The sequence below is a fragment of the Pseudoalteromonas sp. SD03 genome, assembly GCF_040937955.1.
Lineage (GTDB): Bacteria > Pseudomonadota > Gammaproteobacteria > Enterobacterales > Alteromonadaceae > Pseudoalteromonas > Pseudoalteromonas tetraodonis.
Genome location: NZ_CP162515.1, coordinates 562,231 through 573,954, shown reverse-complemented (window position 1 = coordinate 573,954; position 11,724 = coordinate 562,231). Strand labels below are relative to the sequence as shown.

The window sequence follows — 11,724 nt, the reverse complement described above, 5'->3', positions numbered from 1 at the left end:
TCGAGGTTTTATCGCGTTGGCGATGGCAACCAAAGGGCGGCTGCCGCCGACCGCCCTTTGGAATCCCACGGCGCACCCGAGGATCACACTGTGTCCTCAAGTTAAAAATTGATGTGAACGTAATCGCCGTGTATTCGCCATCCATGGCGAAGTCACGGCTTAACTTGCATCCATGCAAGTGATTACTCATCAATTTATACCTTTCGGGTGTGATCACGGGGAGTTGGAGTATGTTGGTAGATTGGTGTTTATGAACAGGTACTGTTCTTTATTAAATCTAGTATTAAAAATTAATGCTAGCTGAACAGTGATTGCTCTAATGATTATAAACTGTTACGTTAATAACCACATAATAAGAAAGGACTCTATTAAATGAAACTCAACCAAGTTTTATCAATCGTCAACCAAGTTGAAAAATCTAAATTCATTTCATGCCTTGATCGTCTTTGTTCAGACGCCGCTAAAAATAATAAAACACTAGCTAAAACAATCGACAATATTGACGGCCAAATTAAAAATGCATCAGGAAGTGAAATAACTCAGTTATTTAATACCGTCCGCGAGTTCTTCAAAATTTCTGTAAAAGAACAGATTCTAATGAGTACAGCGCAGCTTAATTTATTGGTGAACATACTGAGCCGTGATGGCAACGGAGTCGCAAGAATTAGCTGGATAGAGTCACTTTATGAAAAAGAATGGGCAGAATTATCTAAGCTCTCAAAAGAGCTAAAAGAGTGTATTCAACAAGGCTCTGACGAAAGTGTTTTAGAGCGAAACCGAGCGTTGAAGATTTATCATGCTTGCATGAAAGAAGCATACTTCAATGATGAAAAAAATAATCGAGAAGCCAAAGTTACTGATGATGAACGCAGTATCCTTAATGTACTGGCTGATGAGCTAAACCTCACTACTGATGAATGTGCAGCTATAGAGCATTTGGTTGATGTTATCCCTAAAAACGGTGTGTTAGATGCTTTAAATAGCCTCAGAGATATGGGGTTATTATTTATAAGTAAAAAGCGCCAAGAAGTGTTCATTCCTGATGAAATAGTTACCCTACTAAATGAAATACAAGGTAAAGATTTAGCTGATAAATATGTACTGAGAATACTCAGAACGTTGGCAGATGCCGAACTTTCTAATGCACTCAAAGCCCATGGTCGTAAAATTAGAGGCATAAGCCGCACTGATAAAATTCAAACAATTATTCATTCAGGAATTAGCGCTGCTAAATTATTATCTGACGATATTCATAACGTTGAAGATAACCAAAACCAGCGCAAAGATAGATTAAAACAGCTCATACAAGATTTAGAAATTGATACAGATAAACTAGGTACAACCTTAGATGAGCGCATTGGTCTAATATTGTCATCGTTATCAGGTGCAACAGAGAAAGAGTTTGATTCCCTTAGTGCCAGTGGCTTTAAGCAGCTTCTAAAAACATTAGAAGAACACTTCCCAACAATGCAAGCAGTGCTAAAAGAAGCATTTGAACTTGAAGCGAACGAAATAATAGACACTGAAAAACTACGTGCGTTAAGTATTACTCCTCACGATATTCTATATTTACTTTCAAACGATGAGGTTAGAGAAGTTCGCGATAGCATGGGGCTATCCAAGCGAGGCAATGCACGATTTGCAATCTTAGAAAGCTTTGCAAACGCAACAGATAAACTGATTGAAAATTACGACGCTCTAGCACGCCGTGATATTAACGCGCTAAAAGAATCTGGGGCAGATGTAACCGAGGCCGATATTGGTGTTAAGTTTGAAGAAGTCACAAAGGCTATTTTTGAGCTATTAGAGCTTAATATTGATGAAGACCTGAGAAAAGACCTAAACACCACTAAAGATAAAGCCGATATCGTAATCTCGCTTAGTGATAACGACATAATTATTGGTGAAGCAAAAACCTGTAAAAATGGTGATTTTGCTAAATATTCAACAACGTCACGCCAAGTAAAAGCTTATGTAACACGGGCTGAAAATCAGGGTAAACGTGTAGCACAAGTATTAATAATTGCCCCCAGTTTTTCAGGTGATTTCATCGAATCAGCCGAGATGGATACAGAGGTTAATATTTCACTACTCGAAGCGCATGGCCTTAAATTAATACTTGATGCTTATAAGTCAAAGCGAAACCCAAGCTTTGCGCCTAAGTTACTGACAAAAGGAGGCTTGTTGAAAGCTGAATTAATAGCGAAGAATATTTGAGTTATTTAGAGTTTCATTTTTGGGACTTAAAGACCTTAAAACCTCTATTCGAGGTTTTATCGCGTTGACGATGGCAACCAAAGGGCGGCTGCCGCCGACCGCCCTTTGGAATCCCAAGGCGCACCCGAGGATCACAATATGTCCTCAAATTAAAGGTGGTTCGTTTTAACTTTGAAAGTGTAAGATTTCTACTTTTTTCCTATGAATAAGCGCTGGATAAAAATAAATAAAGGAATAACAAAATGAATATTAATGAAAATATGGAAGATAGAAGAAAATTTCAAAATCAACGTCATGATGATGCTCGAAGCGAATATGATCGGGATGAAGCAAGATTAATACATTCCGCTGCTTTTCGTCGATTGCAATCAAAAACACAAGTTCTTGGTCTTGGAGAAAGTGACTTTTATCGTACTCGACTTACTCATTCTATGGAAGTTGCACAGATTGGACGCGGAATTGTGCAATACTTGGCTAATAAAGCTGATGATACGTATAAAGAATACCTTCCTGATATTGCTCTAATTTCAGCTATCTGTCTTGCTCATGACATAGGTCACCCTCCTTTTGGGCATGGCGGTGAAGTAGCACTAAACTATTGTATGCGTGACTACGGTGGTTTTGAAGGAAATGGTCAAACACTAAGAATATTAGGAAAACTTGATAAATACACTAATAAGTACGGCTTGAATCCAACACGAAGAATGCTATTAGGTATTCTTAAATATCCAGTGTCATATGCAAGTTTGCTTAATAATAAAGCCTATGAAGTGAATCGCGACAAAACTAGACCTTTTTGGTTATTTGAAGCTAAGCCTCAAAAACCACCTAAGTGCTTTCATAATGATGATCAAGATATTGTAGATTTCATTTTGGAAACATTTAGCGATGAAGATGTGCAGAAATTTACTCAGTATGAGGAAATTGAAGATGATGAAGGCAAAAAAATTGAAATGCATAAAAGAAGTCAATTCAAGTCACTTGATTGCACTATAATGAATTTAGCTGACAATATATCCTATAGTCTTCATGATTTGGAAGACGCGTTATCATTGGGAATGATAACCAAACAAGATTGGGAGCTACACTTTAAAAATAAAGAATTATTATTCAATGATGTTGCAGGTGAAAGAAAAGACCTCCAATATGAATCTATTCTTAATGCTTTATTTCAATCTAGCCACGAAAGAAAGAATGCGATTGGCGCATTAGTTAATATTATGATTACTAGCAGCGAGGTTTGTGAGAATAAATCTGGTTGTTCACACCCTTTGCTAAAGTTTGAAGTAAAACTACCCAATAAAGTTGAAGCCCTTCGCGAAGAAATATTCAATATAGTTTTAGAAAAGGTCATTCTTGATGAAAATGTACAGCAGCTTGAGTTTAAAGGACAAAAGTTAATTATTGAGCTATTTCAAGCGTTATCTACTGATCCAAAAAGGTTCTTACCAAAACCAACATTAGAAAGATGGAAAAAAGCGGCAAATGGTGAAAATAAAGTTAAAGACAAACAGGCGCAAATGCGTGTTATTTGTGATTTTATCTCTGGCATGACTGATGATTATGCAACAAAATTTTATGAGAAACTTTTTACTCCCACTAAAGGTTCGATATTTGATCGGCTTTAAAAATCCAATATTTAAGTTGTACTAGCTCAGACTTGAACTGACAGTTATCTGTTGTAATAAGCAAATTTTATTTTGGAGATCTTATACTTTTTATTTTATAAGTTAAGGCTTAATTTCCTTACTCAGTTCATCAATTAAGTTGTGTGCAAAAGGCCAAGGGATTCCGCCTTTACGAGTTATTTCTTTTAAATCAGGAGTTATTCTTTCAATATTCTTTGCAGCATTTTGGTATTGCCTATTTTGTTTTATAACTTCTAACTTTAATAGCTCCAGTCGTTTTTTTTCATTACTTATATCGTTTTGCTGATTACTTATTAAATCAATAATATTTTGTTTTTTAGTGATTATATTTTGTAATTCATCTCTCTTTCCATATAGTTGAATTATTTCTGATCTTATTTCTAATTGCGTTAAAGATAATTCTGTAACTTCATGTTGAAGGCTCTCATTAAATCTAGATATTAATAATGCTTTTTCTTTTTCGACAAAATCATGAACTTCTTTTTTACTTTCTTTTATCTTAAACTGTTTTGCGAGCTCTAGGCTACGTATGTTTTCTTGTAGTTCTTTTTGTTTATTTACTAAATTTTGATTTTTAATCTTTAGCTCGTTTATCAATCTAACTTCAAAAGCATCAATTTCATTTTTTATATTTGACCTCTGATTAATACTTTCATTTATTCGAGCTAGTTTTTGTGAAGCATATTTAATATTTTCTACAAGCCCTTTATATTCTTTTCTAAAAGCACTACGAATTTTTTCTTCGTCGTTTTTTACAATCACCTCAAGATTATTTTTGGTATATGATAAATCTCGTAATTGCTCTTTGAGAAACGTTACGGCTGCATTTAAACTTGTCTTTTCTTGTTCGTATTTATTTAAAAACTCCCTTCTTTCAAACATTAAATCTTTAATTGATTGACGTTCATGTGCATGACATAGCTCACCTATAAATCCAGCAGGAGCAATACTCAGCCATTTTGCATTTGAGTTTTCAAATAAGTCACTTACTTCTTCTAATGTTATTACCTCAGAGGTAGGAACGAAATTACTAAAGTCGAACTCGATAGCGTTTTTATTTAACCTTCTATATTCACTAGTTTTCTCAGCCCCGCAGAAATGTGATACTGCTATTTCAATTAGAATTTGCTCACCCTTTGAATAACCAATCACGTCAGGAATTCGTTTTGAATTATCAATGGGAGTTTCAATATCAACATTATCAAAAATAAGTGTGAAGCTGTAAGGATCAAAATTACCAACTGGTATTGTTAGTTTTTTATTGTTATTCAGTACTTCTTTGGCTAATAAGTGAAGCTCTGTTTCGTAGCTCCATTTACAGTGTCTTGCTTTTTGATCATCTGGAGCATGGGCGAAATGGTTTGCTTGTACAGCTCCTTTTTTGGCAATTAACTGTGATCCGCAATCAACGCAAGTACAATTACATTTCAAGCCTCTTTGAACATCATCAATACTCGTGATCCAGTTTTGCTCATTGTATGCCCTCGTCATTTTATAGTTATGGCTCATTAAACATCCTTATTTTAAATTATCACCCGACCGCCAATTTCCCTGCCTCATGCCACATCTCACTTGGCATGGGGTTGGTTAATTCCCACGTAATATTCATCGGCTGGCTGCCGTTGTGATTTTGATATTTAACCTCACCGTAGTTTACAAACCCCATGGTACGGCCGTTTTCGTCTTTGCCTTGTTCGCGGACAAATAACAGAATGGTTTTACCTGTTTTTTGATGCTCAATATAACTTAGGCCGCGGCCGTGTTCTGGACGGGCGCTGTTTTGCGTTTGCCAATGGAACAGGGTAGGGCTAATTGCGTAGTCGTGATATAGCGTGGTGGGCGAGTAGGTTTTTTCACACTTGTTGAGTGTGACAAATAACAGCTCTAGGTTTTGGTTTTTAAATTCTAAAACACCTTCGCGGGCGGTCGATTTTTTATCAAATATGTGTGCGCCAAACGCGGCGAGTATTTGTTGGCGGGTGTAGCGGCTGTGTAATTTGATTGCGTGATTAGGTAAACACGCTAAATCACTTTCTTGTTGGTGAATTCGGTTTATTAATAGCGCAATTACTTGGGCAAGTTCCTGCTGTAACTCTCGGTGTTTAAGTGCATTTAAGCTTTGCTCAAGCGTTTTAAAACCTAAACTCGTGCCTGTGGTATCCCAAAAGTTGTAATGCGCCATAAGCGCGTACTGTTGGTTTTGTGCTGTTGGCGTAAAACTAAAGTCGTTATTACATAAACCACGTAAAAAATATAAGTAGCTAAGTGAATTGCAAGCAAATAGTTGATTATTTATAGCGCGGTAATAAGCAGTGTAAATATCAGGTATATCTATATTATTTAGTAAGCTCCATCCGCCACGTTTATAGACATCTTCCAAAGTTACTTGAGGGTAAATGTGCAGAAAGTTACCTAGAGTTAATTCTTTACCTGTATGTTGAGAGTAACTATTTATAAGCTTTATTAAGCGATCTTTAGTATTTATAGCGTCCTTAATACTTTTTAATATTATTTGTTGTGTACGCTTTTGTAGCTCAATACGGCAACCTAGTGGTAAATGTGGGAAGTGGTTTTCAATCTCGGTTTTTATTGGTTGGTTACTTTTACCAATGAGTGCGCGGAATTTACTGGCAAAGTCATATTCTGGGCGGGCATTGCCTACAAAGTCGAGTACCGTACAGCATTGCTTTTGGCTGTTGTCGGGCAAGCGAAGGCCACGGCCGAGTTGCTGTAAAAACAGCGTTAAGCTTTCAGTTGGGCGTAAAAATAAAAGTGTATCGACCTCTGGAATATCGACCCCTTCGTTAAAAATATCAACCACGCAGAGTATTTGTATCTCGCCTTGGCGAAGTGCTTGTTGTTTGGCCGCGCGCTCATTGGTGTTTTTGCTGGTCAGCACATCGGCGTTTATACCTGCTAAGTTAAATTTAGATGCCATAAATTCTGCGTGCTTTTGGCTTACACAAAATGCCAACGCTTTAATGTTGTGAACATTAGTCACTATATCAGCCAAGCTCGATATAATTTTGTTAGCGCGGCTGTTCTCCCCTGTATAAAGACTACTTAGCTCGCTTATATCGTAACGGCCACCACGCCATGTTATTTGGCTTAAGTCTGTATCGTCATCTAATCCAAAGTACTGAAACGGGCATAAATGGCGTTGGTTTATTGCCTCTGGCAAGCGAATTTCAGCGGCTATTACGCCACAAAAATCATCGAGTATATTTGCGCCATCTTGTCGCTCTGGTGTGGCGGTTAAGCCAAGTAATATTGTGGGCGTAAAGTGATTTAATATAGCGCGATAACTTGCAGCGCTTACGTGATGTACTTCGTCAATAACTATGTAGTCGTAGTAATCATGCGTTAATTTGAGTGATTCAATTTGGCTGTTTAATGTTTGTATTGACGCAAAAAGTTGGTTGTAGCGTTGTGGCTTGTAGTTACCCACCCACAGCTCACCAAAATCGTTGTTTTTAAGCACGCCACGATAAGCACTTTGTGCTTGTTTAAGTATTTCTTCACGGTGGGCTACAAACAAAAAGTGGGCGTTTGGGTTTTTGTCGTAAACGGCTTTAAAGTCAAATGCCGATATTATTGTTTTACCAGTTCCCGTTGCAGCAACCACTAAATTTTTAAAGCGGTTATGAACGCTACGCTCTACGCTTAGTTTTTCTAAAATAGCTAGTTGATGGGTTTTTGGCGTGATATCAAAATAAAACTGACTGCTTGCTTGGCCAACACCGCGTTGCTCATTAAGTGAATTTATGAGCTTTTCTTTACATTCAGCTTTGCCAGTAAACAGCTCGAAATCTGGCGACTGCCAATAGGTTTCAAAGGTACTTCTGGTTTTAGCTATGATGTGCGGAATTTCTTGCGCGGTAATTTTTAAGTTCCACTCAAGGCCGCTGGTAAGCGCCGAATGCGATAAATTAGACGAGCCAATATAACCGGTATGAAAACCCGTATTACGCATAAACAAGTATGACTTGGCGTGTAAGCGTTCTTGCTGATTATTGTAACTAAGCTTTACCTCAGTATTTGGTAGGCCTGCTAAAAACTCAACCGCTTTAGCATCTGTTGCACCCATGTACGAAGTAGTAATTACTTTGAGTTTATTACCACTTTTGGTAAATGCTTCAAGCTCATTTTTAAATATGCGCAGCCCCGTCCATTTTATAAATGAGACAAGCCAGTAAATAGTGTCGGATGATTTAATCTCGCGTTTTAGCTCGGTTTCGAGCGATATCCCCGCATTGGCGCCGCTAAACAATTCGCTTTGTGTAAGCCCTGTTAGCGGAAAAATATCGTGAGAGTAATCTTTAAGATTTGCCGCAATGGGGTTTTGGGTATTAAACAGTGCAGTAAGAATACGGCCTTGGCTGTCGATAAGGTTTTCGTTGATCAGTTCGTCATCGCGAATATGATCTTTAAGCCACAGCACAAGGCTGTTTGCGAGGTTAATTTGCTCTTGTAAACGCCCGCTTGAATTAGGGATTGCATCGATTGCATGTTCAACAAGCTTGCCTAAAAAGCGCGAAAGCCACGTAGCCGCCTCAGCCGATTCTAGTTGGCGTTCGCCCACATAAAATTGGTCACGATTTAAATTTTGCTTAATTACTTGTGTAATTAACTGCTCGTAAATACCAATCTGTTGCATTAAATCGCTCCCTGTTTGCGAGCATTCAGTTTACTAAAAAATTTAATGTAAACAAGCATTAACTCATTTTTGAATTAAAGACCGCTGCCAAGACAATTTCCCCGTGATCACACCCGAAATTAAATTAATGATGAGTAATAACAGCGCATGGATGCGCGTTAAGCTGTGACTTCGCCATGGACGGCGAATACACAGCATTTACGTTCATATCATTAATTTAAATTGAGAAAATAGTGTGATCCTCGGGGCGCCGTGGGGTTCCAAGGGGCGGTCGGCGGTATCTGCCCCTTGGTTGCCGTCGCCAACGCGACATGTATAAATTACTCTAAAAGCTTCGCTTTTCGCGCGAGCAAGCTGGGCGCCTACAGGTGTTTCGGTGATCTTTGTAGTGTGAGTTTGAATAATGAGACATGTAACTGTTTTTAATGTATAAAGTACAAGTTGTTATTATAGGAACTCGTCATGGATGATTTATTAAACCAAGGTTTAAGTCTTTTAGTTATTGTTGGTAGTGTTTACTCATTACTTGGCGTTTTATTTTTTCGCATTTGGTCACATCAACGCAGTGCTAAACTTCCTATCGAACGTCATAAATTAAAGCGAGTCGCAGCTCAAACTCTAAGTGAACAAGTCAATGATAATATTGTTGATGTTATAGGTTTAATTTTCTTGTCTGCTTTAATTGTTACAATACCTTTTGCTATCAAAGGGATTGCTGAAGTTTTTGCTAGCGGTAATTTTAATTACTTCCTAATTGTTTTGATTATTTTAGGTTTAGCTTATGTAGCAAGAAAGCTGTGGGTTAAATCTAATTATTTAATAAAACTAAAGCTCGGCCGTGATGCTGAACTTGCTGTTGCCTCTGAACTTATAGAATTACAGTCACATGGATATCAAGTATTTCATGATATACAAGCTGATGGTTTTAACATTGATCACTTAGTTGTTGGGGCAAATGGCATTTTTGCTATTGAAACTAAAGGCAGACACAAGCGAATAAAAGACGACACAAACTACAAAGTTAAATTTGAGAATAATCGTTTAGAATTTCCCTCTTGGTTTGAAAGTAAGCCATTAGAGCAGGCTCAAAATCAAGCAGACTGGGTGAACAAATGGTTATATGAAGCAACGGGTTTTAATACTCAAGTTTTCCCTGTTTTGTGCTTTCCTGGTTGGTTTGTTGAACTAAAGCAGCGCCCACTCTTTCCGATTGTTTCACATAAACAATTAGTGAAAACGATTCTTTCGATGCGACAAGTAAATTTAAATCAAGAGCAACAACGCGCTATTTGTTATCAGGTAGTACAGCGCTCTTTGCATGAAAGTAAAGCAATTTAAAAGCCTAGCTTTTATTGACAGTAAGCTAAACGCCTACAAAAAACTTAAACGCCGCTGCCAAGACAATTCCCCCGTCATGTTGCCCGAAAAGACTCAATTGATGAGTAATTTACAGCATGGATGCTGTTAAAAAGCGTAGCTTGGCCATGGATGGCCTATCTACGCTGGTTACGTTCATATTATTAATTTAAATTGAGGAAACTGTGTGATCCTCGGGGCGCCGAGAGATTCCAAAGAGAAGTCGGCGATTACTTCTCTTTGGTTGCCGTCGCCAACGCGACATATATTAATAAAGGCGACGAGCATCGAGTTGTGGAGATCGGGTTTTGCCATTAAAAGCTACGCTTTTCGCGTCAGCAAGCTACACGCTTACAGCATGAATAACTCCTTAACCTAACTTAATAATATCACCCTGTAAGCATGGCGTTTGCTCAATTACGCCCTGTATTAAAGTAATTAACTGACTTGCCGTTTGATTTGGCTGGCGTGTGTTATGCCATAGGGCATAAATAGGCCTGTTTGCAAAAGCAGGCTGAAATTCAATATAGTCAAAAGCTTGTTTGTTAGTAATACAACTAATTTCACTCATAGGTAATAAACCAACCCCATTACCTTCTTCAACCATTTTTCGGGCTATTGTTATATCAAAGCAATAACTTATATCGCTGTAGAGTTCTGTTAGTTTGTTAAGCATGCCTGTTGGTAACTGAGTTTGAGTGTAAGGTAAAATTAGGCGATTTTGCGGTGCACTTTTTTTACTGACTAGCTTAACTGCAATAGCGCCTAAGCGTTTTTGATAATAACTTGAGTCTTGTTGTTGACCAATGCGAATAGCGAGGTCAAAGCGTTGTTGGCTCAACTGACTATTGGCATTACTCGGTGATATGTGAAAATTGAGCGAAGGATTATCTTTTATAAATGTATTTAGCGCAGGCATAAGCAGATCTGCAATGATGTTCTGTGGGCATAATAAATAAAAAGTATTGCTGCTATTGCTATCACAATTAAGGGCAGTTATTTGATTATTAAGCGCTAACATTGAATCTGCAAGCGATGTATAGAGCTGCTCTCCCTTTGCTGTTAGCACGATTCCTCGTGCTGTACGCTGCAATAATGGCTCTGTTAATTTGGTTTCAAGTGCTTGAATGCGTCGCGATAGCGTCGATAAATTTAAGCCTAAATCTTTTGCCGTTTGGCTCATACTTTTTCGCCTTGCTACCTCTATAAATAAATGAATGTCATCAAGCATTTCTGTTTCTCAATCTTAGTTTGCATTTTTGTGAGTATGGAAGCCCCAAGCTTTTGAATATAGTAACGCCAAGGAGGAAAGATGAAAATTCATTTTATATTTACATTAGTGTTTTCGTTCATGATGTCGTTTTTACTATCTGTATGGGTGACCTACGTAAACTTAGGTTTAAGCGATACATTTGTGCAAAGTTGGCTAACTGCATTTATTAATGCCTGGCCTGCGGCTTTTTTAGTGGCCTATACCGTAGCACCGCTAATTCGCGCTGTGATTATTACATTAATTAATAAGGATTAAAGATGATCAATATAGTGGCAAAAATAACACCTCAAGCTTCATTGTTTGATGACTGTAAAGGGCGTTTACAGCAAATTTTAAAGCCTACACAGGCTGAGGTTGGCTGTATTAGATTTGAGTTATACAGTAATAGTGAGCAAACGTGCTTGTTTTTAGTCGAACAATTTACGTCACAAGCTGCTTTGGATGCGCATTATTCACAGCCCTACGTAAAAGAGGTGTTTGCATTTTATGAAACGGCGTTAGCAAAACCGGTAGAAGTAAATAAATTAGTCGCGATTGAGCAAGTTTAATTTATCGTGTGTACTTCATTGGAG

General features: G+C 37.8%; 8 protein-coding genes. 5 read left to right on the top strand and 3 right to left on the bottom strand.

Translation table 11 applies throughout. The features are described from left to right. Window positions 1-372 precede the first annotated feature (372 nt). Together ABZP26_RS18910 and ABZP26_RS18905 are read left to right on the top strand one after the other, a co-directional pair. Window positions 373-2,217 carry a hypothetical protein gene (locus ABZP26_RS18910; protein ID WP_368485676.1) on the top strand — a complete coding sequence of 615 codons (1,845 nt, stop codon included), beginning with the start codon at window positions 373-375 and terminating at the stop codon, window positions 2,215-2,217. Window positions 2,218-2,459: 242 nt separating this feature from the next. After that, a complete protein-coding gene (locus tag ABZP26_RS18905) occupies window positions 2,460-3,845 on the top strand; it encodes an anti-phage deoxyguanosine triphosphatase (protein ID WP_368485675.1) in 1,386 nt (461 codons plus the stop codon). Between the two features lie 102 nt (window positions 3,846-3,947). Here ABZP26_RS18905 and ABZP26_RS18900 read toward each other — a convergent pair whose 3' ends face one another. Both ABZP26_RS18900 and ABZP26_RS18895 read right to left on the bottom strand, forming a co-directional pair. Next, window positions 3,948-5,375 (bottom strand): hypothetical protein, encoded by a 1,428-nt coding sequence (locus ABZP26_RS18900; protein ID WP_368485674.1) that lies wholly within the window; start codon window positions 5,373-5,375, stop codon window positions 3,948-3,950. Between the two features lie 22 nt (window positions 5,376-5,397). Beyond that, the gene (locus ABZP26_RS18895; RefSeq protein ID WP_368485673.1) at window positions 5,398-8,523 is read right to left on the bottom strand and encodes a DUF3427 domain-containing protein; all 3,126 of its coding nucleotides are present in this window, start codon (window positions 8,521-8,523) and stop codon (window positions 5,398-5,400) included. A gap of 462 nt (window positions 8,524-8,985) precedes the next feature. On the opposite strand from ABZP26_RS18895, the gene ABZP26_RS18890 reads away from it, so the two are divergent. After that, window positions 8,986-9,861, top strand: a complete 876-nt coding sequence (locus tag ABZP26_RS18890) for a nuclease-related domain-containing protein (protein ID WP_368485672.1) — start codon at window positions 8,986-8,988, stop codon at window positions 9,859-9,861. Between the two features lie 388 nt (window positions 9,862-10,249). Here ABZP26_RS18890 and ABZP26_RS18885 read toward each other — a convergent pair whose 3' ends face one another. Beyond that, window positions 10,250-11,110 (bottom strand): LysR family transcriptional regulator, encoded by an 861-nt coding sequence (locus ABZP26_RS18885; RefSeq protein ID WP_138686966.1) that lies wholly within the window; start codon window positions 11,108-11,110, stop codon window positions 10,250-10,252. A gap of 81 nt (window positions 11,111-11,191) precedes the next feature. Here ABZP26_RS18885 and ABZP26_RS18880 point away from each other — a divergent pair, with 81 nt between their 5' ends. Together ABZP26_RS18880 and ABZP26_RS18875 are read left to right on the top strand one after the other, a co-directional pair. Further along, window positions 11,192-11,407 carry a DUF2798 domain-containing protein gene (locus ABZP26_RS18880; protein ID WP_368485671.1) on the top strand — a complete coding sequence of 72 codons (216 nt, stop codon included), beginning with the start codon at window positions 11,192-11,194 and terminating at the stop codon, window positions 11,405-11,407. Window positions 11,408-11,409: 2 nt separating this feature from the next. Then, window positions 11,410-11,700: a putative quinol monooxygenase gene (locus ABZP26_RS18875; RefSeq protein ID WP_138686964.1), complete on the top strand. Its 291-nt coding sequence runs from the start codon at window positions 11,410-11,412 to the stop codon at window positions 11,698-11,700. Window positions 11,701-11,724 lie beyond the last annotated feature (24 nt).